This window comes from Paenibacillus sp. FSL F4-0087 (assembly GCF_038020215.1).
In the GTDB taxonomy this organism is placed as follows: domain Bacteria; phylum Bacillota; class Bacilli; order Paenibacillales; family Paenibacillaceae; genus Paenibacillus; species Paenibacillus taichungensis.
The window spans coordinates 2,779,667-2,804,883 of sequence record NZ_JBBODJ010000001.1 but is presented as its reverse complement, the minus strand read 5'-3'; the positions used below and the strand labels follow the sequence as shown (position 1 = coordinate 2,804,883).

25 protein-coding genes and 1 tRNA gene are annotated in these 25,217 nt (G+C 45.0%); 10 read left to right on the top strand and 16 right to left on the bottom strand.

The window, feature by feature from the left end:
* Positions 1 to 12: 12 nt before the first annotated feature.
* A complete protein-coding gene (locus tag MHB84_RS13155; protein ID WP_076287183.1) occupies positions 13 to 207 on the top strand; it encodes a YjzC family protein in 195 nt (64 codons plus the stop codon).
* 405 nt (positions 208 to 612) lie between these two features.
* On the opposite strand, the gene MHB84_RS13150 is transcribed toward MHB84_RS13155, so the two are convergent.
* The 4 genes from MHB84_RS13150 to MHB84_RS13135 form a co-directional block, all read right to left on the bottom strand.
* Positions 613 to 703, bottom strand: a tRNA-Ser gene (locus MHB84_RS13150).
* A gap of 112 nt (positions 704 to 815) precedes the next feature.
* Positions 816 to 1,025, bottom strand: coding sequence for a DUF951 domain-containing protein (locus MHB84_RS13145; RefSeq protein WP_063567381.1), 210 nt, complete (start codon positions 1,023 to 1,025; stop codon positions 816 to 818).
* Positions 1,015 to 1,956 carry a mechanosensitive ion channel family protein gene (locus MHB84_RS13140; RefSeq protein ID WP_083678712.1) on the bottom strand — a complete coding sequence of 314 codons (942 nt, stop codon included), beginning with the start codon at positions 1,954 to 1,956 and terminating at the stop codon, positions 1,015 to 1,017. Before MHB84_RS13140 ends, MHB84_RS13145 begins: the two co-directional genes overlap by 11 nt.
* A gap of 14 nt (positions 1,957 to 1,970) precedes the next feature.
* Positions 1,971 to 2,210, bottom strand: coding sequence for a DUF3343 domain-containing protein (locus tag MHB84_RS13135; RefSeq protein ID WP_433923790.1), 240 nt, complete (start codon positions 2,208 to 2,210; stop codon positions 1,971 to 1,973).
* 140 nt (positions 2,211 to 2,350) lie between these two features.
* Between MHB84_RS13135 and yyaC the strand changes: the two genes are divergently transcribed.
* On the top strand, positions 2,351 to 2,956 hold the full coding sequence (yyaC, locus tag MHB84_RS13130) for a spore protease YyaC (protein WP_024629529.1): 606 nt from the start codon (positions 2,351 to 2,353) through the stop codon (positions 2,954 to 2,956).
* Here the strand turns inward: yyaC and MHB84_RS13125 are convergent.
* The 12 genes from MHB84_RS13125 to rpmH all read right to left on the bottom strand — a co-directional run bounded on the left by MHB84_RS13125 (position 2,931) and on the right by rpmH (position 15,241).
* Complete coding sequence (locus tag MHB84_RS13125) at positions 2,931 to 3,431, bottom strand: DUF4446 family protein (RefSeq protein ID WP_076287182.1); 501 nt, start codon at positions 3,429 to 3,431, stop codon at positions 2,931 to 2,933. The two genes, yyaC and MHB84_RS13125, sit on opposite strands and share 26 nt — an antisense overlap.
* Positions 3,432 to 3,672: 241 nt before the next feature.
* Entirely contained in the window at positions 3,673 to 4,833 is a 1,161-nt protein-coding gene (locus MHB84_RS13120) for an aminotransferase class V-fold PLP-dependent enzyme (RefSeq protein WP_076287181.1), read from the bottom strand.
* A 152-nt stretch (positions 4,834 to 4,985) separates the two neighbouring features.
* The gene (locus MHB84_RS13115; protein WP_024629526.1) at positions 4,986 to 5,831 is read right to left on the bottom strand and encodes a ParB/RepB/Spo0J family partition protein; all 846 of its coding nucleotides are present in this window, start codon (positions 5,829 to 5,831) and stop codon (positions 4,986 to 4,988) included.
* A complete protein-coding gene (locus tag MHB84_RS13110; RefSeq protein ID WP_024629525.1) occupies positions 5,824 to 6,585 on the bottom strand; it encodes a ParA family protein in 762 nt (253 codons plus the stop codon). Before MHB84_RS13110 ends, MHB84_RS13115 begins: the two co-directional genes overlap by 8 nt.
* A 188-nt stretch (positions 6,586 to 6,773) precedes the next feature.
* Positions 6,774 to 7,592 carry a nucleoid occlusion protein gene (gene noc, locus MHB84_RS13105; RefSeq protein WP_076287180.1) on the bottom strand — a complete coding sequence of 273 codons (819 nt, stop codon included), beginning with the start codon at positions 7,590 to 7,592 and terminating at the stop codon, positions 6,774 to 6,776.
* 759 nt (positions 7,593 to 8,351) lie between these two features.
* Positions 8,352 to 9,074: a 16S rRNA (guanine(527)-N(7))-methyltransferase RsmG gene (gene rsmG / locus MHB84_RS13100; RefSeq protein WP_076287179.1), complete on the bottom strand. Its 723-nt coding sequence runs from the start codon at positions 9,072 to 9,074 to the stop codon at positions 8,352 to 8,354.
* The gene (gene mnmG / locus MHB84_RS13095; protein ID WP_076287178.1) at positions 9,074 to 10,963 is read right to left on the bottom strand and encodes a tRNA uridine-5-carboxymethylaminomethyl(34) synthesis enzyme MnmG; all 1,890 of its coding nucleotides are present in this window, start codon (positions 10,961 to 10,963) and stop codon (positions 9,074 to 9,076) included. Before mnmG ends, rsmG begins: the two co-directional genes overlap by 1 nt.
* A 221-nt stretch (positions 10,964 to 11,184) precedes the next feature.
* The gene (gene mnmE / locus MHB84_RS13090; protein WP_076287177.1) at positions 11,185 to 12,561 is read right to left on the bottom strand and encodes a tRNA uridine-5-carboxymethylaminomethyl(34) synthesis GTPase MnmE; all 1,377 of its coding nucleotides are present in this window, start codon (positions 12,559 to 12,561) and stop codon (positions 11,185 to 11,187) included.
* Positions 12,562 to 12,782: 221 nt separating this feature from the next.
* Complete coding sequence (gene jag, locus MHB84_RS13085) at positions 12,783 to 13,484, bottom strand: RNA-binding cell elongation regulator Jag/EloR (protein ID WP_076287176.1); 702 nt, start codon at positions 13,482 to 13,484, stop codon at positions 12,783 to 12,785.
* Entirely contained in the window at positions 13,481 to 14,365 is an 885-nt protein-coding gene (locus tag MHB84_RS13080; protein ID WP_076287175.1) for a YidC/Oxa1 family membrane protein insertase, read from the bottom strand. The genes jag and MHB84_RS13080 overlap by 4 nt, the downstream gene beginning before the upstream one ends.
* A gap of 74 nt (positions 14,366 to 14,439) precedes the next feature.
* The gene (gene rnpA, locus MHB84_RS13075; RefSeq protein WP_076287174.1) at positions 14,440 to 14,790 is read right to left on the bottom strand and encodes a ribonuclease P protein component; all 351 of its coding nucleotides are present in this window, start codon (positions 14,788 to 14,790) and stop codon (positions 14,440 to 14,442) included.
* Positions 14,791 to 15,106: 316 nt separating this feature from the next.
* Complete coding sequence (gene rpmH, locus MHB84_RS13070) at positions 15,107 to 15,241, bottom strand: 50S ribosomal protein L34 (protein WP_024629517.1); 135 nt, start codon at positions 15,239 to 15,241, stop codon at positions 15,107 to 15,109.
* A gap of 781 nt (positions 15,242 to 16,022) precedes the next feature.
* Here rpmH and MHB84_RS13065 point away from each other — a divergent pair.
* The 8 genes from MHB84_RS13065 to remB all read left to right on the top strand — a co-directional run bounded on the left by MHB84_RS13065 (position 16,023) and on the right by remB (position 25,086).
* Entirely contained in the window at positions 16,023 to 16,697 is a 675-nt protein-coding gene (locus tag MHB84_RS13065) for a GntR family transcriptional regulator (protein WP_076287173.1), read from the top strand.
* Between the two features lie 249 nt (positions 16,698 to 16,946).
* Positions 16,947 to 18,308, top strand: coding sequence for a GntP family permease (locus MHB84_RS13060; protein ID WP_076287172.1), 1,362 nt, complete (start codon positions 16,947 to 16,949; stop codon positions 18,306 to 18,308).
* Between the two features lie 98 nt (positions 18,309 to 18,406).
* Positions 18,407 to 19,942, top strand: coding sequence for a gluconokinase (gene gntK, locus MHB84_RS13055; RefSeq protein WP_076287677.1), 1,536 nt, complete (start codon positions 18,407 to 18,409; stop codon positions 19,940 to 19,942).
* A 770-nt stretch (positions 19,943 to 20,712) separates the two neighbouring features.
* Positions 20,713 to 22,059, top strand: coding sequence for a chromosomal replication initiator protein DnaA (gene dnaA / locus MHB84_RS13050; RefSeq protein WP_024629513.1), 1,347 nt, complete (start codon positions 20,713 to 20,715; stop codon positions 22,057 to 22,059).
* A 220-nt stretch (positions 22,060 to 22,279) separates the two neighbouring features.
* Positions 22,280 to 23,422, top strand: coding sequence for a DNA polymerase III subunit beta (dnaN, locus tag MHB84_RS13045; RefSeq protein ID WP_076287170.1), 1,143 nt, complete (start codon positions 22,280 to 22,282; stop codon positions 23,420 to 23,422).
* A gap of 16 nt (positions 23,423 to 23,438) precedes the next feature.
* Complete coding sequence (gene yaaA / locus MHB84_RS13040; protein ID WP_024629511.1) at positions 23,439 to 23,654, top strand: S4 domain-containing protein YaaA; 216 nt, start codon at positions 23,439 to 23,441, stop codon at positions 23,652 to 23,654.
* A gap of 57 nt (positions 23,655 to 23,711) precedes the next feature.
* The gene (recF, locus tag MHB84_RS13035) at positions 23,712 to 24,824 is read left to right on the top strand and encodes a DNA replication/repair protein RecF (RefSeq protein WP_024629510.1); all 1,113 of its coding nucleotides are present in this window, start codon (positions 23,712 to 23,714) and stop codon (positions 24,822 to 24,824) included.
* Between the two features lie 13 nt (positions 24,825 to 24,837).
* Positions 24,838 to 25,086 (top strand): extracellular matrix regulator RemB, encoded by a 249-nt coding sequence (gene remB / locus MHB84_RS13030; RefSeq protein ID WP_017691405.1) that lies wholly within the window; start codon positions 24,838 to 24,840, stop codon positions 25,084 to 25,086.
* Positions 25,087 to 25,217 lie beyond the last annotated feature (131 nt).

Genomic DNA, 25,217 nt, shown 5'->3' with positions numbered 1-25,217 from the left:
GGAGGTTTTATCATGGGTGAAAGAACCGAGTTTGAACCAGGAGACAAAGCGCCAAACGATGGTGAGTACACCGAGGTTGGTGAGAAGAGCTTTCATACGGAGATTAATAATCCGAAACGGGTAACCCTCCAAAGGGGCGAAGCTTTCCCTGAAACAAGCAATCAGAATCGCAAGTGGAAAAAGCTTACCAAAGCCCGCGTCCACTAGGCGTAAAGATTTTTTTTCAGACTGCTGTATATAAAACGTACTAATGCACATAATACAATCAGGCGATGCACGAGAGAGGTGTGGTTCCGTTGGACAACGAAGCCGAACATTCACTGTTGGAGATTCATCACGTAATTTAAGAAGCACGATGGTTGTGTGTAAGGCCTTTGTCTGAAGCACGAGCAAGTTTCTGATCGTTACGACCGATTGTTTCCTAACAAACCGAATGCATCGCCGAATGAAGAGCCCTTAGGGGCTCTTTGTTTTTTTCAATTACAAATGATAATCAATCAACAAAATTAAAAATAAAAAAACCTTCCAGATGGAAGGCCTTTTTTGCATGTATAAAGCTCAACACACGTTGAGTAAGTTGTTCAATTACAATTACAAAGCAAGATCTATTAGTGGCGGAAAGGGTGGGATTCGAACCCACGCACGCTGTGACACGCCTAACTGATTTCGAGTCAGCCCCCTTGGGCCTCTTGGGTACCTTTCCGCAGCAATAATGATTATAGCATGATCATTTACAGAACGCAATACCTAAGCTGTGCCTGCATGTAAACGTTATTATGGAGTGCGAAAAGAGTGAACATTACCGCATTTTTTCATTAGGATTCAGACGAATCCTCTGTTGAACGAAGTACCTTTTTCATGTTTTTCTCGAATTTCGCTCTGGGAATTAATACACTGTGTTTACATCCTACACATTTGATACGAATATCCATGCCCATCCGGATAATCTCCATCTCATTGCTACCACATGGATGCTGCTTCTTCATCTGCACAATGTCCCCAAGCTGGAAACTTTTACGCTCCACCAATGCCATCCCCCTCATCCTTCTCCTGAGCTGCTGCTTGCTCTAATGCTGCTTGATTGCTCATCTCATGATACTCCAGTGTTTTCTTCACATCACTCTGGATTTGGCGCTCTACAGATGCCCTGGAGTTAGGCAAGCATTCAGCAACAATGCGAACCACATATTCCGAGGTAGACATCGACTGGATACCAAGCACGTCAGGTACTTTAACGATGTTCAGATCTCGATCCTCAATCCCAGTCAACGCTCGTTTCACCAAGTGTACTGACTCGTCCAGGGTCTGTTCACCCTTCATGGGAATGTCCACAACTGCAAGGGAATTAGACATCGAGTAATTAGTTACACTTGCAATCGTACCATTTGGAATAATGTGTACCTCACCCTGCCAGCTAACCAGCTTGGTCGTTCTCAGTCCAATGACCTCAACCGTTCCTTTATAAGTACCTGTTTGAATAACATCGCCTACTGCGAATTGATCCTCCAATATAATGAAGAAACCCGTAATAACATCCTTCACCAATCCTTGGGCACCAAAACCGATAGCCAGTCCAAGTACTCCCGCACTCGCTAACAATGGTCCAACTTTCACGTTGATCTCAGATAACAGTAACAGAATCATAATGAAATTACATGTTATGGAGGTCGCATTTTTCATCAACTCTCCCACCGTTATAAATCTCCGCGGATTGACTCGAATCTTGCCTTCCTGCTTTCGTGCCATCGTGCGATCTATAATACGTGATACAATCTTGATCACAATACGCGTAATAATGAAAATAATAATGATTCGGATCGAACTGAACAGAATGTTAAACCACATATCTGCATCAGCGACTTTAGCCCATAATTGGTCTGTCCAGCGAACTGCACTATTTATTGTTCCTTTCACATCCGGGCTAGTATTGCCCCCAGCAAACTTAAATGGCAACATAGATCAAACCTCCTCTACATGGGTATGTTATCATAGCTGTCAGCGGTTTTGAAATAGAGGCCACGGATCTCCACAAATTCGTTACGAATGATCTGTATCACTCTCTCCAGATCTTCTTTTGGAAACTGAATACATAGAGCACAGCCCGCTGTGATCTCTTTTGGGGTAGGAAATAAGTCGATCTCAATCTCGGCAAACTCCAGCAGCATTTCTGCCCGCAGCGCCTGCTGGGTGGAATCAAAAGCAATCAGCATCCAATCATCAATCCACTCGTCCATGTCCGTCTCCTTTCGCGATACATCCATCCCTTTGAAAAAGCTTGTCCCCACGAAGTATAAAACGTTCTATTCTTCCATATACTGTTACTACTATTCCAAGGGAAAGGATAGATCCTATGAATCCCATTTCGCATTCCTTCTCATCTCAAGACATGGCCAGCCTGAAAATCCCACATACAGATCCAGGCATTCACTCAGCCATCATTCATCGTTTAATGTTCCATCTCTATAAAGCTCATTCTTTGCAAAATGTAGTTGTCGTCTGTATCGGTACAGATCGCTCTACCGGTGACTGCCTTGGCCCGCTCGTCGGCTCATCGCTTGCCAAGTGGGACAGCCCTCTATTCCATCTCTATGGCACATTGGATGAACCCGTACATGCAATGAACCTACAGGACACCCTTCACAAAATACACACCACACACCACAACCCTTATGTGATCGGCATTGATGCCTGTCTGGGACAGTCCTCGAGTGTTGGATGTATCCAGGTCGTGAATGGACCGCTCAAACCAGGAGCGGGTGTAAATAAAGAATTACCGCCGGTCGGCGATATCCATCTTACAGGTATCGTTAACGTCGGCGGCTTTATGGAATACTTTGTTTTACAGAACACACGTCTCAGTCTCGTCATGCGCATGTCCGAGATTATATCCAGCAGTCTCTACTCCGCCATTCGCGAATGGCATACCCGTTCTACTCTGCTTGCTGTGCCAGAGTAATGGCTTCCTTTTCCTCAGGGGAAAGAGTATACGTGGACTCTCCCCCTTTAAGAGGTTTAGCATATACATAGGAACCGTCTCGATTATAGATACCAGTGAGTACCATACCGTCCTGGCTATCGTTAACCATTGCCATGGAGAAACTCAGATCACTGCCAAGCTCCCCATAAGCGTTATACCGTTTCACGCCCACTTTACCCTGGATACGGGTCAGCTTCTGCATGACAGTCTGTAACTGATCCGTTTGCAGTGTATGCTCATCCTCAATGCTGTCCATCTGAATTTTCAGATTGATTAACAGAGACTCCAGATCTTCCACTCCACTACCAGCCATCATGGCCTCATATTTCCGTTTAAACTTCCGTAGCTTTGCGCCTTGAGCAATACTTATGATAAGCAAAATCACCAAAAGTAAAGCCATGCCGCCAATAATCCATATCAGCTGTTCCAGAATCAGCTCATTTAATTCAGCCATGTAGTGCAACTACCCCTCTGTTGGTTTGTTCAGGTTAACGTTTGTACCTTCAAACGTACTCCACATCATACATCATCGATCCATTCAGCTAAGAAAAGCATCCAACGCTCTAATGTAACCGTCAAGCTTACCCTTATTATTCACCAGATAACCCATACAGCTAATCACTCGCTTTAGCCTCTTACCTCTTTTGCTTTTTGCTTATTCAAGCGATAGAAATTCATGTTTTATTAGGGCTGATTCATACCGGTTTTGATGCAGTTAATTCGATAACTGCTTCGATTAACGCATCGACATCTTCTTTTGACGTACTATACCCCACGCTCGCTCTGACAGCCCCACTTGCCGTTGTACCAGCTGACTCATGGGCAAGAGGTGTGCAATGAAAACCTGAGCGCACAGCGATGCCATAACTTCGGTCTAATTGAAAAGCGAGCTGAGCCGAATCATACCCTTCAACAGTAAAGGATAACAATCCCGTACGCGGCTGTCCAATTTCAGGGCCAAGCATTCGAATCCCCTGTACTGATGATAACCCATCCATCATATGCTGAGTCAAATCCCACTCCTGTTTATATATGAATTCAGGTGTCAGTTCAAGCACATGCTGCACTCCGGCTGCCAGACCTGCTATACCCACGGTATTGGGCGTACCCGCCTCATAGCGATCAGGACGAACAAGTGGCTGCTCAATTGCCTCAGATTGGCTTCCTGTGCCGCCGTGAAGCATTGGTTGCACATCCAGCTCAGGAGCGATGTACAGTCCACCTGTTCCCTGCGGTCCCAACAGTCCTTTATGCCCTGGAAAGGCAAGCATATCGATGCCAAGCTGCTTCACATCCATAGGGATAATTCCAGCACTTTGAGCAGCATCAACAAGCAAAGTCACCTGGTGTTTTTGACACATCAGTGCAATTTCACCAATGGGCAGAATACTCCCCAGCAGGTTCGAACTATGCGTACAGACAACCAATCTTGTATTGGAACGAAACAAGCGTGCGAATTGGACCAGATCGATCTCCCCGGCTGCATTAACAGGCACATAATCAACCTCTACATTACGAGATCTGCGCATGTACTCCAGTGGCCGTCTTACTGAATTATGTTCAGCCATCGTAGCAATGACATGATCGCCTTCTCTTAGCCACCCTTGAATAGCTAGATTCAAAGCTTCTGTGGTATTAGAACCCAGAGCAATATCATTGGCATTACGAACACCCAAAAGAGTGGATATCGCTTTTCTGGCACCAAATAAAACTCGGCTTGCCTGTACTGCCATCCGGTGACTTCCTCTGCCTGGGTTCGCCCCTGCCACATCCAGAGCCTTCATCATGGCTTCCCCGACAGCAGGTGGCTTAGGCCAAGATGTCGCTGCATGATCCAGATAGATAACTCCCTCCACCTCATGACCACCTCTGTCCCTAATTGATTGTTATGGTTGGATATAATCCCTAGAAACAAACAATGACATATCGTTTCTCCATGGTACAGAGGCGATATGTCATCACATGAAAAAGCCCCGCATGTTGTTCATCGATCATGGAGTCATGACTATTATTGCAACAGTTCCAACAGTCGCTCCAGATCTTGTTTGCTGTAGTAGTTGAGCTCAATTTTGCCTTTATCTTTGTTATGCTTAATTTTCACCGTTGTTTTAAACCGTTCACGTAAAGACTCTTCCAATGTATCAATAAACGGATCTTTTTTCTTTAACTTGGATTTTGCTTTCGCTTCACCCGTTTTGGAACGATCCAATTGTTGAACAGCCTCTTCCAGTTCACGTACACTCCACTGTTGATCAATAGTTTGTTTTGCCAGCTGCTTCACAAGGCTTTCATCTTTAACGCCGACGATAGCACGTGCATGCCCCATTGACAATGTTCCACGTGAAACATGATCTTTCACTTCTTCTGGCAATGATAACAAACGCAGGAAGTTAGCGATGTGAGAACGTGATTTGCCCACTTTTACGGAGAGCTCTTCCTGGGTTAACCCAAACTGGTCCATCAGCCCCTGATAAGCAACTGCAACTTCCATCGCATTCAGATTCTCACGCTGCAGGTTCTCGATTAAAGCAATCTCCATAACCTGCTGATCACTGAAATTACGAACTACAGCAGGCACAGTGGCATTACCGCAATACTGGGAAGCTCTGAAACGTCGTTCACCAGCAATAATTTCATAACCTCTCAAAACAGGTCGTACAATAATAGGTTGTATAACACCATGTTGACGGATCGATTCAGCGAGTTCATGTATCGCATCCTCATCAAATACTTTACGAGGTTGGTAAGGGTTTGCCCGCAGTTGACTAATCGGGATTTCTACGACTTTATCATCGTCATTAATTGAAAGCGAAGGAATGAGGGCATCAAGACCTTTTCCAAGCCGCTTACTCATAAGAAATCACTTCCTTTGCGAGCTCTAAATAAACTTCAGCCCCTCGGGATCGAGGATCATACGTAATGATAGACTGACCATGAGAAGGCGCCTCACTAAGCCGCACATTGCGCGGAATAATGGTCTGATACACCTTTTGTTGAAAATACTTCTTCACTTCTTCAATCACTTGAATGCCCAGATTCGTTCGAGCATCAAACATCGTCAGCAATACTCCTTCAATCTGTAGGGACGTATTCAGATGTTTCTGCACCAAACGCACCGTGTTAAGCAATTGGCTCAACCCTTCGAGCGCATAATACTCACACTGAATCGGAATGATCACCGAATCGGAAGCTGTCAACGAATTGATCGTTAACATGCCGAGGGAGGGTGGACAATCGATCAGTATGTAATCATAGTTTTTTTTCACCATGGCGAGTGATTTTTTCAGGCGGACTTCCCGTGATATCGTTGATACCAGTTCAATCTCGGCTCCGGCAAGCTGAATCGTTGCAGGTATGATATGAAGGCCTTCAATCTGGGTTTCCACAATCGCTTCCTGAGGGGGAACCTCATTAATGATGACATCATATATACAATTGGCCACATCTGCTTTGTTGATTCCGACTCCGCTGGTTGTATTCCCCTGGGGGTCAATATCGACAAGCAGCACCCTTTTCCCGAGCGAAGCCAGTCCTGCACCCAAGTTAACAGATGTCGTCGTTTTCCCCACACCGCCCTTTTGATTTGCTACGGCCATAATCTTAGACAATTACTTCACCTCAAATAAAATAGGAGTCTTTTCTTGTAGGTTGTGAACTACAGTTAACAAAAAGCAGGTGGCTATCATCCACACAAACATCAACTACCGTTTCTTCATGGTGCTATTCTACGCTGTTCATGCCACTCTCAACTTTATAGACAGAAAAAGCGGCCCATTGCCGCCTTAAGCTTCAACAATTATTTGCGTTTCGGGATATGGATAACGATCTCGTAATGGTCCTCATGGTCCGCTTCCTTGGTTTTGATGTCTAGACCGGAGCCCGATACCATATCAATGGATTGACGAATCGTATTAAGTGCAAGTCTAACGTCCTTCGTGAAGGAGATACGTTTGGATTTTTTGATCTTCGAGGATTCCTTGTAAAAGGCAACTCGTGCTTCTGTTTGTTTGACATTCAACTCTTTATCAATAATTTCGCCGAGCAATTTCATTTGCAACTCTTCCGTATCCAATGATAGCAAAGCTCTGGCATGACGCTCCGAAATCTTACGTTCCATCAGTGCTGTCTTAATGCCCTCCGGAAGCTGTAACAACCGGATTTTGTTGGCGATCGTCGACTGGCTTTTGCCTAATCGCTGCGCAAGACTTTCCTGTGTAAGTTGGTGCAGGTCAATCAATTTCTGATAAGCAACAGCCTCTTCAATTGAAGTGAGTCCCTCACGCTGCAGGTTTTCGATCAATGCGATGGACGCTGCCTGAGAGTCGTTGAATTCACGCACAATGGCCGGAATATGATCCAAGCCCAGTTTTCGAACTGCACGCCAGCGACGTTCCCCGGCGATAATCTCATATGATCCATTTCGTACGCGGACGACAATCGGCTGAATAACTCCATGTGTCTTGATCGTCTGCAACAACTCATCAATTTTATCATCATCAAAAATAGTACGGGGTTGATATGGGCTGCTCACAATTTCATTGACCGGAATTTGTTTAATCTCATCTCCGTTATTGCGCTCCGCCAAACCAAACAACTTCGAAAATTGTTCTTTCATTCCGTATATTACCACCTAGTTTCGTAATAGCTCCCGCAGAACTGCAGGTGCTTCTTATTCAATATGCGACCCTTCCAAATGCTGTCGTTCTTCGAATAAGTTTTGCCTTCCATGACGCTTTCTGTAACCTATACAATAATGCTCAAAAATCTATCTATACATATAATCTATGATCTCTGTAATCCAGGACCGGATACTTCTATTCTATCATCTTTTCTTCCATAATCCTATGTTTACCTATTCTTTAAACTCTTCTAATTTTCCTGCTTTTTCTTCATGAACATTAGCTATATGACCTGTTTGTACCCATTAAGATATGGAAGATCTCTGTAAACAGGACCTGCTCCTAGTAGCTACGCTGTGTGCTCGTTTAATAATGTAAAAATGAATTTTCATAAGATAGCCTCAGTGGCAGAATAAACTCTTTCATACGTGTCTTTCTATTCTATAGCTACTACTATTGCCGATGCTCTTTCTCTATCCATAGGTCAACGACCTTCATTCAAGAATAGCTGTAACAAGAAAAGGATTTTCCATCAAAAAAAACTTCTACGCTAAATGAATTAAATCTCCGATTCCGTTTTCTCTACTCTTATGTACTCATAATGTGGATACTATCTATACCTAGATAAAAAATCAAAAAAACAAAAAGAGGATGTTTCACGTGAAACATCCTCTTTACTCTTATCCTAAGTTCTTCATTAAATAAACGAAAAATGATCATCTTACCTTTTAATACATACGATGTTGTGCCAAGAACTATACCAAAGGTGTTTTTAATGGTGTTCCTGGTTTACGTGGATATTTAAAAGGTGTCTTATCAAACTTCTGAATCAGAATGATATGCCGTGCCGACTCTTCAACAGGTAGCTGGAACGGATGAACTGCTTTTACCCGTCCTTTCAGCTGGTTAAAGCTGAATTCAGCCTCCTTCATTTCTTCGCGCGGGTCTCCGCCCTTCATTGCAGCGAATAATCCACTTTTGCGAACAAAAGGCAGACAGAATTCATTAAGCACCGCTAGCTTAGCAACTGCACGCGCAGTAACAAGGTCGTAGCTGTCACGATATCCTTCTTTGCGTCCAAGTTCCTCGGCACGACCATGAATCAATTCTACATCGGTCAAGCCGAGCGTATCTACAACATGTTGCAAAAAGCCAATACGTTTATTTAGCGAGTCAATGATCGTCAGCTTGATATGTGGAAAACAAATTTTAAGTGGTAGTCCTGGGAACCCAGCCCCTGAACCAATGTCTGCAAGTTTGTTTACCTTCGACATATCTGTATAAAATGCCAGCGATACTGAATCATAGAAATGCTTTGTATATACTTGTTCACGTTCGGTAATCCCTGTTAGATTCATCTTTTCATTCCAAGCTACCAGCTCCTGAAAATATAACTCGAATTGCTCCAACTGGCGTTCATCCAGCTCCAGTCCATGTTTCTTCAGGCGCCGTTGTAGCTGCTGTTGAATATCGTCCATTATTGTCCCCTTGCTGCGGTTACACGGTTATAATGCTCCAGGTAAACCAGCAGAATGGAGATATCCGCAGGAGTAACCCCAGCTATACGGGACGCCTGTCCTATCGAGATTGGACGAATCGTAGCGAGCTTCTGCTTTGCTTCCATAGCAAGACCATGAATTTCGTCATATATAATCGTGTCCGGAATTTTCTTTTTCTCCATTTTTTGCAAACGTTCCACGTGGATCAATTGTTTCTCAATATAACCCGCATATTTGATTTGAATTTCCACTTGCTCTTTCATATCAGCGGTCAGTTCCACCTCGGAAGATGAGATTTGCTCAATCCAGTCATACCCGATCTCTGGGCGGCGCATCAATGTCAGAAGTGTGCTGCCATCCTGAATCGGTGTAGAACCGATCTCTTCCAGCTTCGGATTCACTTCGACAGGGCGAACTTTGGCTGCCTTCAGACGATTCACTTCCTGTTCTACTTTTGCCTTTTTGTCCAGGAATTTAGCGTAACGCTCATCAGGAATCAAACCAATATCATGACCAATTTCCGTCAAACGCATATCGGCATTATCATGACGAAGCAATAAACGGTATTCTGCACGAGAAGTCAGCAGACGATAAGGTTCATTCGTACCTTTGGTAACGAGATCGTCAATCAGAACACCAATGTACCCTTGGGAGCGATCAAGTACGACAGGCTCTTTTTCCTGTACTTTACGTGCAGCGTTGATTCCAGCCATTACGCCTTGTCCTGCCGCTTCTTCATACCCGGAGGTACCATTAATCTGCCCTGCTGTGAACAGACCTGGCAGACGTTTCGTTTCCAGTGAAGGCCACAACTGTGTAGGCACCATTGCATCATATTCAATTGCGTAGCCGTTACGCATCATTTCTACTTTTTCCATACCCGGAATTGAACGAAGGACCGCCAATTGAACATCCTCTGGCAGACTGGTGGACAGACCTTGTACATAGTATTCCGATGTGTTTTTGCCTTCTGGCTCCAGGAAAATCTGATGTTTCGGCTTGTCGCTGAAACGCACAATTTTATCCTCGATCGATGGGCAATAACGTGGTCCGGTACCTTCAATAACACCTGAGAACATCGGTGCACGGTGGAGATTATCGTTAATAATCTGGTGTGTCTCCACAGACGTATACGTCAACCAGCAAGGCAGCTGCTCATTATCGGAAGATTCCGTTTCATAAGAAAAGAACTTCGGCTTGTCATCACCTGGCTGGATTTCCGTTTTGCTAAAATCAATCGTATCTTTATGCACACGCGGCGGTGTACCTGTTTTAAAACGAACCAGGTCAAAACCAAGCTCACGCAGATGTTCGGATAACTTAAGGGAAGGCTGCTGATTATTTGGACCACTCTCGTACATCAACTCACCCATAATTACTTTACCGCGTAGATACGTACCTGTTGTCAAAACAACGGCTTTGGCCCGATACTCGGTACCCGTCTGAGTAACCACACCTACGCACTGTCCGTCTTCAACGATCAGGCGATCAACCATGCCCTGACGCATCGTCAGGTTGCGTTCATTCTCCATCGTTTCTTTCATCGTATGCTGGTAAGAGAATTTATCCGCCTGAGCACGAAGTGCATGCACAGCAGGTCCTTTACCTGTGTTAAGCATTCGCATCTGAATAAAGGTCTTATCAATGTTCCGTCCCATTTCTCCACCAAGTGCATCAATCTCACGTACCACATGTCCTTTTGCCGGTCCCCCAATAGATGGGTTACAAGGCATGAAGGCCACCATATCCAGATTGATGGTAATCATCAGTGTTTTCGAACCCATACGGGCTGCAGCCAATGCCGATTCCACACCAGCATGTCCTGCCCCAACGACGATTACATCATAACTTCCACCATCAAAAGCCATTCCAGTTTACCTCCTTTTTGCCGCCGCACACCTAAATTCATGCAAACGATCTATTTTCTGTAAAAACTACGAAACGCAATTCACACTAAATGGAATGCATTTCGATCTATATTAAGCCATCAAGTCTATAGATACTTCAGACATATTCGCGGATTCTTTGACCACCCACAGATGGACTTTATTATCATACTACTTTTCAGAGCCGCTATGTTTGTCAGGTGTTATTTTCCGAGGCAGAATTGAGAGAAAATTTGATCAATCAACGCATCATGTGCTGTATCGCCCACGATCTCACCCAGCTGCTCCCATGCCAGACGAACATCGATCTGAATCATATCAATGGGAATCAACTGCTCTGCCGCTTCATAGGCATCAATGAGCGACTGTTTCGCTTTTTTGAGCAAAGCAATATGACGCACATTGCTGACATACGTCAGGTCGGCCGACTCAAGCTTGCCGCTAAAGAACAACGTTGAGATGGCATCTTCCAATCGGTCCACGCCCAGATCATCTTTCACCGACATCGGAACAAGCCGTTCCTCAGGGATATAACGAAGCAGCACTTCGCGGTCCGCCTGCGGCGCTAAGTCCATTTTATTCATAATAATTATGGATTGTCTACCGCGGATTTGTTCCAATAATTCAATCTCGTCCTCATGCAGCGGCTCCGCAGCATTGATAACCATCAATAACAGATCCGCCTCATTCACAGCAGAGCGAGAACGCTCCACCCCGATTCTTTCCACGACATCCATCGTTTCCCGAATACCTGCCGTATCGAGCAGTTTGAGCGGTATATTGTTAATCGTAACAAACTCCTCAATGACGTCACGCGTTGTACCCGGAATGTCCGTTACAATTGCCCGGTTGTCCTGGGCCAACGTATTGAGTAATGAAGATTTCCCTACGTTTGGCCGGCCTACTATCGCAGTTGTGATCCCTTCACGCAGTATCTTTCCTTGCTCTGCTGTTACCAGCAATTTATCGATTTCAGTCATCACCTGACTGGATTTTTCTTTAATAAATTCAGAGGTTAGTGACTCTACGTCATGCTCAGGATAATCGATATTTACTTCGATGTGAGCAAGAGTCTCCACCAATGTGTATCTGAGATCACGCAGCTTGGAAGACAATTTGCCCTCCACTTGCTTGAGTGCAACGGAGAACGCCCGATCAGATTTGGAACGAATGAGATCCATGACCCCTTCCGCCTGGGACAGATCAATCCGTCCATTGAGAAAGGCACGTTTGGTGAACTCGCCGGGTTCAGCGAGGCGAATATCGAGCTGCAACAACAGATCCATTACTCGCTTAACCGACACCACTCCGCCATGGGCGCTAATCTCCACGACATCCTCTGTTGTGAAGGATCGTGGCGCCCGCATCACCGTAACCAATACTTCTTCAATCTTCTCGCCAGTCCCCGGATCTACAATATGACCATAATGAACCGTGTGGGATGCTGCCTGTGTTAGTGGGGTTTTGCTGCGAAAAATCTTCTCCGTCTCCGACACCGCATCCGGGCCGCTCACCCGGATTACAGCGATACCCGCTTCTCCGACCGCTGTTGATATCGCTGTAATCGTATCACTAATCATCGTTATCTCTCCTTGCTCTATTTTAAAATTGCGCCCCTCGGGACGCTATATTAATTTCTATATATAGTTCAGTTGTTCGGTTACACAACGCTTCTTATCGATCATTCATATCTTGATATGGCTTTATTGAAGTCGCCCTATAGTTTTGGAAAAGTACTTCTGTACGAAAAAAGCAATGGCTTCTGCACCGGGCAGGAAGCCATTGCGTCTTCAATTTCGTGTTATTTCGTCGTAATGACCACGCGCCGATTAGGCTCCTCGCCCTTGCTGTATGTCTTAATCTGCGAGTGATTTTGCAATTTCGCATGAATGACTTTGCGTTCGAGTGGCGGCATTGGCTCCAGCACAACTTCCTTGCCAGTGCGAATGGCCTGTCCAGCCAAACGTTCAGCCAGATCCTCCAGCGTCTTGCGTCGACGTTGACGGAAATTCTCTGCATCAAGTACGATGCGAACGAAGCTTTCCGAATAACGATTTGCTACAATGTTCGTTAAATATTGAAGGGCATCCAGCGTCTGTCCACGTCTACCAATAATCATGCCCAGGTCTTCACCGGCAATATTGAAGATATGTCCATCCCGCTGTTTTTTGATATGCACTTCAACATCCAGTCCCATACCTGCTGCCACTTCTTTTAAGAAAGCAGCCGCTTCCTCATAGGGATTTTTAGCAGCCACACCCTCAAGTGTTTCTTCAACCTGAGGTATATGTGCGGCCGGCTTGATCGGCTGTGAAACAGGTTCAGGCACAGGCAGAAGTTTCACTTCCACTTTAGCGGCCTTAACCCCGATCAAACCCAGGAATCCTTTTGACGGCTGCTCTAACACTTGTATCTCGACCTTGTCCCGGCTCACGCCAAGCTCAGCCAATCCTTGGTTTACAGCATCTTCAACGGTTTTTCCTGACGCAATGACTTTGGTCATTTCGATTTTTTGGCCCCTTTCGAACCTTTTCCAGAGACAGTTGCCTTGCCACCGTTTTTGCGTTTAGCTCCATTTCCATTTTTGGAAGAGCTGGTCTGCTTCACGTTGACCTCAGCCACGACTTTATCATTATTCCGGTAAAGGAAATAGTTTTGCACGATCGTGTAGATATTACTGTAGAACCAGTATAGTGGCAATGCAGCCGGGAACTGATACGACATAACGAAGATCAATATCGGGTACACCCACAGCATGAATTGCATCGGTCCGACTTGCTGTGCAGGATTCATACGCATCATCATCCACGTTTGGACAAATGTTGTGATGGCTGCCAGCACTGGCAAAATAAACAGGTGATCGGGTGATCCGAGTTGTAGCCACAAGAAATCATGTGTTCTCAGACTGGAGTTTCCGTAAATTGAGTTATAAAGTGCGATGTAAATCGGCATCTGAATGATAAGTGGCAGACAACCGGCCATCGGATTAACTTTGTTCTCCTGAAACAACTTCATTGTTTCTTGCTGAACTTTCTCAGGTGTATCTTTATACTTGGCTTGAATTTCTTTCAATTGCGGCTGAATAGCTTGCATCGCCTTGGAACTGCGAACCTGCTTCATTGTCAGCGGCAAGATTAACGTCCGTACAATTAACACCATCACAAGGACGGCCAGTCCATATTCACCGTTAAACCAGTTGGCAAATGTATCGAGCGCCAGTGAGAACCAATAAATAACATTGGCTTGCCAAAAAGAATCACTATTCTTCAGATCTTCCGTAGTAACCCCCGAACCTTGCGGAGTACACCCGGCTAGTACAGTGACCATTGCAATGACTGCAATGAGGAGAATCCACTTCCCCTTTGATGTCTTCAATCGCGACACTTCATAACCCCTCTCTTAACCATTCCATTCCACCGTAAATCATACCATAATTAGGAGGACAAATAAACCGAAGCTTACCGCTTGCCCGACTTCAAAAGAGAGCCCTTGCGCAACGCATGCAGCAGGCTTTTTTCCATATCCTTATAGGACATGTCCAAAGCACCTTTTCTGACGATAAAGATCAGATCCATCTGCGTGACAATCTCATTCTCATGATGACGTACAATTTCCTTAATCATGCGTCTCATCCGGTTGCGTACGACAGCGTTTCCGATTTTCTTGCTGCAGGATACACCCACTCGGAATTGTTCTGTATCTTTACGACGACAGCCATACACCACAAACTGATGATTGGCAAACGATTTCCCATACCGGTATACGCGGCTAAAGTCCGCCCGGTTTCGTAAACGCAGTCTTTTATACACGGCGCTTCTCCTTGCTGTTTTCCACCAACATTATTGACGAAGGCCTCATTACTGATTTAGTATAGGCTTTCTTGAATAACGATAAACCGTCTTGGCGGCAACTTCATTTGGGATGATTGTTGATCAGTCATTTCAACTGAGCAAACATTCATCCTTATATAAGGAACGTTTTCGAAAAAACGGACATCTCATTCATTGAACATAAATGTGTAGTTATGCTTTTGCGCAGCCAATTCAGACCTGACCTTTACTAGCATCCAGTCTGAAATGACCTATTTAAGAAAAAAAAGACCACCTCGGTGGTCTTCACATGCATTTAAGCACTCAGGACTTTACGGCCTTTAAGGCGACGTGCAGCCAGAACTTTACGTCCGTTGCTCGTGCTCATTCTTTTCCGGAAACCATGAACTTTTTTACGTTTGCTAACGTTCGGTTTGAATGTAGGTCTCAATGTATTGCACCTCCTCACAAGGAAATACTTATGTGATGAATCACTTTCATCTTCACAGAAAACACCTTTATACATTTAACCACGAACACCTGGAAAAGTCAACTGCGAGCCACGTACCTCCCTTCTCCTTTTAATGCCTATTCCACCCTACCGAAACGGCCATGGATGCGTTCTCCTGTTTATTACCTTCATAAAGCATCATTTAGAGGCTCCAAAAGTTATCCCCAAGTCCCGGTTCATTCACTAAAAATCAAGTTTTACGGTTATCCACACCCCTGAATCCCCTTAATCTTATCTTTCATCACCTCTTCAAGTTATTCACATGTGGATAACGATTATTTAACGTTGATTTACTGTTTCATTGGCCCATGTTTCGGTTAATATTCCTACGTTTCTGAAAACTATAGTGATGTAGCGATCCAATAGATGAGCAAATATTTTGGATTTTGAATTGATATACTTTAAATTTAATGTATCCGCTTTATTCTTATGGTTTACAAGTTTTCGAGAAAGGTGTAGGATAAAAAAATCACATCTTGTATACAAGTATACTTATGGGAAGTGCAGTATAGATCCTGACACATTTAAAGGAAGACAATTATTCCTCCAGCTCTTTGATAAATCCATTTGAAGCAGTATAACGTTCCTAAATTCAGCAGGCGCACAGAGAATAGAACCACTTATTCTCATCATAAGGATTGATGTAAATCGCTCAATCTGCAAAATAGTTGTGCTATGATCAGTATTGAACTGATTACTTATAATAGGAGCGTTAGCCACTATGCTGTTTCCTTCATCCTGGCTTCAGGGAGCTTCCCGCGGGGAAGCCATTGCCTGCGAACTAAGACTGCGGATCATTAGCGGAACCCTTCGTCCTGGCGAAATTTTGTCAGAAAATCGGATTGCCGCTGATTTTGACAGCAGTCGCTCACCTGTACGTGAAGCGTTAAGAACATTGTCGAATGAAGGGCTCATTCGGCTGGAGCGTATGGGTGTCGTTGTTATTGGATTGAAAATTAAAGATGTCGAGGAATTGTACGATGTACGTTTCCTGATTGAAAGTTTTGTGCAGCAGCGGCTTGCGGGGGATGTGCCAGATCAATTGATTACCCAGCTACGTAATGTAATAGACAAAATGGACTTGGCTGGACGCCATCAAGATGCGGTTGAATTCGCATATCAGGATCTCGTTTTTCACGAGACTATTATTGAAGCTGCCCAGCATTCCCGTATTTTACATCTATGGAGAAGCATTCGTTATGTTGTCATGACGGTTATGCTGCTCACCACCCGTAGGGTCTTTGTTCAAGGCGAGCAGAAAGTAAGCGCTGTAATCGGCAAACATCGTTTGCTGATCGAGGCTCTTGAATCGGGTGATAAAACACGCATTCAAGCTGGAGTTCGCACGTATTTTCAGGATTCAGGCAAGACGCTGCACGAAAGCTTTGATTCTTAATGACTTGTAATGAAATTCCATTCGTCAATTCATGGAATATCTGTGCAGAGGGTTCGCAATCATATCCGTTGTGAATGATTGCGCTCCAACTTGTCGACAAGTATACAAAATGCGATTTGTTTCAATTTTTTGGGGCATATTAAGAGGGATTCAAGCCGCCCGTGCTACATGATCGTAAAAGTGTCTTCCCTCCACCTGGTCATGGAACCGTTGTAAGCGTTATATATCAGAAAAAAAGGAGCATACCTCATGAGCACTCTTTTTGGGCTATCCCATAATGCAACGTTATTGGTCTGGACATTAATTGCGATTGTCTTCCTGATCGTGTTGATCTCCAAATATAAATGGAATCCTTTCATTACCCTTTTGTTGTCCGCACTAATGCTTGGTTTGCTTACAGGTATGAAGCCTGCGGATGTCATTTCCTCCATTACGGGAGGACTTGGCGGAACACTTGGAACGATCGCCATCGTTATCGGTCTGGGGACCATGCTTGGTAAGATGATGGCTGAATCCGGCGGAGCCGAGCGTATTGCTACCACACTGGTGGATCGTTTCGGTGTAAAACGTGTGCACTGGGCGATGATGATTGTTGGTTTTATCGTCGGTATTCCTGTATTCTTCGAAGTCGGCGTCATTCTGCTGATTCCGATCATTTTCACCGTTGCACGTAAAACCAATATGTCGCTGCTGCAGATCGGTATTCCGATTTTGGCAGGTCTCTCTACTGTACATGGTCTCGTTCCACCTCACCCGGCTCCCATGATTGCCATCGAAGCGTTCAGCGCCGATTTGGGTAAAACGATCTTGTACTCCCTTATTGTAGGTATCCCGACTGCTATTATCGCTGGACCTCTGTTTGGTAAATTTATCGGTAAAAGAATACATACCGAACCGCCTGCAGAGCTGGCTGAACAATTCGCTACGAAAAAAAGTAACAACTTGCCCGGTTTTGGCATAACCCTGTTTACCATCTTGCTACCGGTCATTTTGATGCTGATTGGCTCCATCGCCAATATCGTAGACCCAGACGCTACAAGCGGATTTACCGTTTTCTGTGAATTTATCGGCCATGAAATTATAGCCCTTCTGATCTCCGTCGTGTTCGCCCTCTTTTCACTCGGATTCTCACGTGGGTTCAACAAACATGACATCTCCCGCTTCACCAGTGAATGTCTGGCGCCTACGGCGACCATCATTCTCATCATTGGCGGTGGCGGTGCGTTCAAACAGGTGTTGATTAATAGTGGTGTAGGTAATGCCATTGCTGAGGTCGCCACACATGCCAATATTAATGTGATCCTGTTCGCCTGGCTTGTAGCCGCACTCATTCGGGTTGCTACCGGTTCTGCAACTGTGGCCATGACGACAGCAGCTGGTATTGTAGCTCCGGTCCTTGCACTAACGCCTGGTGCCAATATTGAACTTGTCGTACTCGCTACCGGGGCAGGTTCACTTGTACTATCTCATGTGAACGACGCAGGCTTCTGGATGATCAAAGAATTCTTCAACATGAGTGTGTCTCAGACGTTGAAGACGTGGACCGTTATGGAAACACTATTATCTGTTGTTGGACTGATCTTTATTTTGCTGCTGAGTACAGTCGTATAAATTGACTACCTATATAGAAGAAGAAAATAAATCCACACCATTAGAGTTTTATTTTATGGGTTCAAAAGAAAGAAGGTTTATGTAAAGTGAACAACTATATGATTGGTATGGATATCGGTACAACCAGTACCAAATCCGTACTCTTTACGGAACAGGGCGAAGTTGTAAGCACCTCGACTCAGGAATATCCTTTATACACCCCAGCTCCCGATGTCGCTGAGCAGGATCCAGAACAAATTGTGCAAGCCGCCCTTCGCTCCGTACGCGGCGTGATGGATCAAAGCGGCGTAGCTGCCGAACAAATTATGTTCGTATCCTGCAGCTCTGCCATGCACAGTGTTATTGCGATGGGACAAGATGGTATGCCCCTCACTCGCTGTATCACTTGGGCTGACAACCGGAGTGCTGCCTGGGCCGCCAAACTGCAAGAGGATGGAATCGGGCATTCTATCTATTTGCGAACAGGTACACCGATCCACCCCATGTCGCCACTGACCAAATTAATGTGGCTGCGTCATGATGAACCTGAACTATTTCAACGTACCGCCAAATTTATCTCTATTAAAGAATATTTGTTCTTCCGTCTGTTCGGCCAATATGTCGTGGATCACTCCATCGCTTCATGTACCGGCCTGCTCAATCTGGAACAACTGGATTGGGATGCAGAAGCACTTGAGGTTGCAGGCATTACACCTGACCATCTATCGCAGCTCGTCCCGACCACACATATTATAGAGGGAATGGATCGCACATGGGCTGAAAAAATGGCTCTCTCCCCCTCTACTCCCTTCGTCATCGGTGCAAGTGACGGGGTATTGTCCAATCTGGGCGTAAACGCCATTGAACCTGGCGTTGTTGCAGCTACGATCGGCACTAGCGGCGCGATTCGCACCGTCGTTGACCGTCCGGTTACCGATCCAAAAGGTAGAACGTTCTGTTACGCCCTCACCGAGAATCTTTGGGTTATCGGCGGACCTGTGAATAACGGTGGCATGCTGTTCCGCTGGGTACGGGACGAATTCGCTGCCTCGGAAGTCGAAACAGCCAAACGGCTCGGCATCAATTCCTATGATGTACTCACTAAGATTGCGGAACGCGTCAGCCCCGGTTCGGAAGGACTTCTATTCCATCCGTACCTTTCAGGGGAACGCGCCCCTTTATGGAATCCGGACGCCCGGGGTTCCTTCTTTGGTTTGACCCTTCACCACCAGAAAGAGCATATGATTCGTTCCGTTTTGGAAGGGGTTATTTTCAACCTGTATACGGTACTGCTGGCCATGGAAGAACAGATCGGACAACCTACCTCCATTCAGGCAACGGGTGGTTTCGCTCGTTCCCCACTCTGGCGTCAGATGATGTCCGATATATTCAACCAGGAAGTCATTGTGCCCGAGAGCTTCGAAAGTTCCTGTCTGGGGGCCGTCGTGCTCGGTCTTTATGCTACAGGGCGAATTAAGTCGCTTCATGCCGTTTCATCGATGGTTGGTACAACACACAAGCATACCCCTATTAAAGAACATGCATCGATCTACCAGGAGCTGCTCCCCATCTTTATTCGCATTTCGCGAAAATTGGAAGAAGAATATGCAGATATCGCGGATTTCCAACGTAAATTTTCCGCTCATATCGAGTAAATCATGCTTTTATAACCACCAAAAAGAGGTTGTTCTCTTAGACCACCATTCCGGTCTTCAGGAACAACCTCTTTTTGGCATACGCAAAACTGCTGCAATGGGGACACATCCATCTCCAAGGTTAGCACGCTTATCCATCCTACCTCTTTTAGGAATAAATCCTACGTTCAATTCATACAAATCAGTAAACGTTCCTTGGTACCAACAGGCCCTCTTCTTGATCTCCTCTGCCTTTGATTTTGTCGTTTCCTCAATTCCTCTCTTCAAAAAAGGAAAAAGGGTATGAAGAGTCACTCCCCTGTAAATCCCCAAAACGGCCATTATCACTTTACGGTTATCCACAGAGAGGTTATTCACAAACAGAGAATACTTTTACACACAATTCAGCATCATTTGACGAATAACCTGTGTATAAAATAATTTGGGTTTTTGGGTCATCTTGTCGAAAGTTAAACAATTTATAAACAATATATTGTGTTGTGATTAAAAATTATACACAAGTTATTGAATTTGTGGATAAAATCACGCGATACATTGAAATGCCGGGCTTCTTTTGCTATGATTGTATTACTTTTGGATGTGAATATGTGATCTGACCCATAATATTATCAACAGCCTGTGGATAAAGTTGTGAACAATTTTCCGTTGTTCATTCTTTTTTTGTTTTCGACCTGCGGGGGTTTGGGGATAAATTCAACAATATATCTCGTATTTCGACACTGCATCATGGCTTAAGCCACACTTGGAACATGTAAAAGGAGTGACAGTCTGTGGACAGCCATACTTCTGATTTATGGCAGCAAATTTTATCAATCATACAAAACAAGCTCAGCAAACCCAGCTTTGACACTTGGTTCAAAGCAACCAAAGCTACCAAGCTGAATGATCGTTCGATCGTCATATCCGCACCAACCACGTTTGCCGTCGAATGGCTGGAGAGCCGTTACACCAAACTGGTCGGATCGACGGTATATGAGCTGCTTGGCAAACAGGTCGATGTGAAATTTGTCATCGAGGAGAACAAGCCTGCTGAACCGGACCCTCAACTGCCAGCGCCAACGCCTACAGTTGTTCAGGAAGAAGCGGTACTCAGCATGCTGAATCCAAAATATACATTCGATACATTTGTCATTGGGCCGGGCAACCGTTTTGCCCACGCCGCATCGCTGGCGGTCGCTGAAGCGCCCGCCAAAGCATACAATCCTCTGTTTCTCTATGGAGGGGTAGGTCTCGGCAAAACTCACTTGATGCATGCGATCGGACATTACGTCTTGGAGCATGATCCGGGCAGCAAAGTTGTTTATTTGTCATCTGAGAAATTCACGAACGAATTCATTAACTCGATCCGTGATAACCGCGGGGAGAGCTTCCGTAACAAATACCGTAGTGTCGACATTCTGCTCATTGATGATATTCAGTTCTTGGCTGGAAAAGAATCGACGCAAGAGGAATTTTTCCATACGTTTAATGCGCTGCATGAGGAACGGAAACAGATCATCATCTCCAGCGACAGACCGCCGAAGGAAATTCCGACCCTGGAAGAACGGCTTCGTTCCCGTTTTGAATGGGGGTTAATTACGGATATCCAGCCTCCAGATCTGGAGACACGGATTGCTATTTTACGTAAAAAAGCTCGTGCGGAAAACCTGGATATTCCGAATGAGGCGATGATGTACATCGCCAACCAGATTGATACCAATATTCGTGAACTGGAAGGGGCACTGATTCGGGTTGTTGCCTATTCTTCGCTGACTAATCAAGATGTAACCACTCATCTAGCAGCTGAAGCACTGAAGGATATTATTCCTTCCAGTCGTCCAAAAATGATCACTATTCACGACATCCAACAAAAGGTCGGCGAGTATTACAGCCTTAAGCTTGAAGATTTCAAAGCACGGAAACGGACCAAGGCCGTTGCGTTCCCAAGACAGATTGCTATGTATCTCTCTCGTGAACTTACAGACTTTTCTTTGCCCAAAATCGGTGAAGCATTTGGAGGGCGAGATCATACCACCGTCATCCATGCGCACGAAAAGATCTCCCAGGCGATTAAAGTCGATCAGGATCTCTATAAAGTTATCAACAACTTAACCGAAAAAATTAAGAATCCAACCTGAATAAGTCCCAAGCCTGTGCACAACGTATACACATGTGGATAGGCTTGGGCTTATGGGTTTATACCCACTTATCCACATATTCAGTGCCCCTATTACTATTATTACTATAAAGATCTAAAAGATATCATCTCCAAATAAGCGATTTCGAAGCTTAGCCTTCGGCCTTTGAAAAACACCTTTCAACACCCAAACACCTAAAAAATCAGCTAGGAGTGAAACCATGAAAATCAGCATAATGAAAAACTATTTAAACGATTCCATACAGCAAGTATCCAAAGCGATCTCGAGCCGTACGACGATCCCAATTCTGAGCGGTATCAAATTCGACGTTAATCATCAAGGTGTGACGTTGACAGCAAGCGACACCGATATTTCAATTCAATCCTTCATCCCGCTTGAAGATGGTGATAAAAGTGTTGTTCAGGTAGATCAACCCGGTAGTGTAGTTTTACCAGCCAAGTTTTTCGTGGAGATCATCAAGAAGCTGCCTTCCCAAGAAGTGCACATGGAGGTAAAAGAAAACTTCAACACCTTTATCTCCGCAGGAGCTACCGAGATTCAACTGGTTGGTCTTGATCCGGAAGAATTCCCTGTATTACCAAGCATCGAAGAAAACCAAACAGTCTCCATTCCAGGAGATTTGCTCAAAAACATGATCAAACAAACCGTATTCTCCATTTCCACTCATGAAACTACGCCGATTCTAACAGGTGTACTCTGGAGTTTGGGTGACAATGAACTGAAATTTGTGGCAACTGACCGTCACCGTCTTGCTACTCGTTCAGCAATGCTGGATAATGCAGAAGGTGTGAGATTCAACAATGTGGTGATCTCGGGCAAAACGCTGAACGAACTCAGCAAAATTGTGCCGGATCAAAATACACTTGTGGATATCGTTGTCGCTGACAACCAGGTTTTGTTCAAAATCGACCGTGTTCTGTTCTATTCGCGTATTTTGGACGGAACTTATCCGGATACTTCTAGAATTATTCCGACTTCGTACAAAACAGAACTCGTTTTGGATACAAAAAAATTAAGTGAATCTATTGACCGGGCTTATTTGCTGTCGCGTGAAGAAAAAACAAATATTGTGCGGATGCAGACGATGGATTCCGGATCGATCGAAATTTCATCAAGCTCTTCCGAGCTGGGGAAAGTAAGAGAAGAGATCGAACCTGCCGACTTTAACGGCGAACCGCTGAAAATCTCGTTCAACTCCAAATATATGCTGGATGTGCTGAAAGTGGTGGAGAGTGAGCAGCTGATGATCGCCTTCACTGGCGTCATGAGTCCTATCATCCTGAAACCACTGGACGACAGTCACAGCTTGTACGTCATATTGCCTTACCGGACGACCAACTAACGAGAGGAAGATCATAGTGAACCAAGTAGCGATTCGTACGGAATATATTAAGCTTGACCAATTTTTGAAACTGGCCGATTGCATACCAACTGGAGGTATGGCCAAAGCACTCCTTCAGGACGGACTTGTACGTGTGAATAAAGAGCCTGAGGAACGCCGGGGACGCAAGTTATACCCTGGGGATATCGTTGAGGTGGACGGAGAAGGTTCGTTCGAAGTTGTCGCACAATAAGAAGACCAGTTAGATCCTGCTGCCTCCTGACGGACGGGATAAAAGGGAGGTTACCGCGTGTTTGTAAACAGCATAGATCTGCAGCAATTCCGCAATTATGAACATCTGAGACTGGATTCATTTGGTCCTGTAAATCTTTTGATCGGGCAAAATGCCCAAGGTAAGACCAATCTTGCAGAAGCCATCTTTGTGCTTGCACTCACTAAGAGCCACCGTACATCCCGTGACAAGGAACTGATTCGTTTCGGTGAAGAACGTGCCAGGCTTGCAGCAGAGGTCGACAAAAAGTACGGATCGGTCAAGCTCGAGCTATCTTTGTCGCAACAAGGCAAAAAAGCAAAGATCAACGGTTTGGAACAGCGCAAGCTGAGTGATTTTGTCGGAGCGCTTAATGTGGTGATGTTTGCACCGGAAGATCTTGAGATTGTCAAAGGCACACCGGGGGTCCGCCGCCGGTTTCTTGACATGGAGATTGGACAGGTGGCTCCAGGTTACCTGTATCATCTGCAGCAATATCAAAAAGTGCTCGTTCAGCGTAACAATCTGCTCAAGCAATTATGGGGGCAGAACGCTTCAGCGCAGACCATGCTTGAGGTGTGGAATGAACAACTGGTGGAGCATGGTGTTAAAATCGTCAAAAAAAGGAAACAATTCATAAAGAAACTGCAAAAGTGGGCTGAAACGATTCATCAGGGCATCACCGGAGGCGGAGAAGTCCTGCGTCTGGCCTACCTTCCTTCCTTCAGCGAAGCCGCTGAGGAAGATGAAGCTGTCTTAATGGACCAATTTATGATAAAATTATCACAAATGAAAGAGCAGGAGATTCGCCGAGGCACAACGCTTAGTGGGCCGCATCGGGATGACCTGTCCTTTTTCATTAACGATCGGGAAGTACAAACGTATGGCTCGCAGGGGCAGCAGCGCACAACGGCGTTGTCCCTTAAACTTGCGGAAATTGAACTGATTCATGAAGAAATCGGAGAATATCCGGTCCTGCTGCTAGACGATGTACTGTCTGAACTGGATCCTTTTCGTCAAACGCAGCTGATCGAAACGTTCCAGAGCAAGGTGCAAACCTTTATTACGGCTACCGGCATCGAGAGTCTGAACGTTGACAAACTCAAAGACGCCAGTATTTATCACGTTCATGCCGGACAGGTTGAACGCTAAGGAGTGAGGGCTTATGTACATTCATCTGGGCGGCGAGAAGATTATCCGATCTTCCGAATTGGTCGCTATTTTTGATATATCGATTGAAAAATCCTCAAAAATTTCCAAGCAGTATGTCACGCATGCCGAGCAGGAAAAAACAGTGGAGCATATTGGTGAAGAGGAAGCCAAGTCCATTGTCGTGACCAAAAACATTGTGTACTACTCGCCTATTTCCTCAGCTACGCTCAAGAAGCGAGCTCACATTTTTCCTGATCTCTAGCCTATCGGCGGTACGAGTTATTGTACCTTTTGCTGCTTGTCTTTATTTAGATTGCTTACTGGAATTAAGGGAATATGTTCATTTCAGCATGCATTCTTAGTTAACGCATATTTACGATATTGAATCTATAG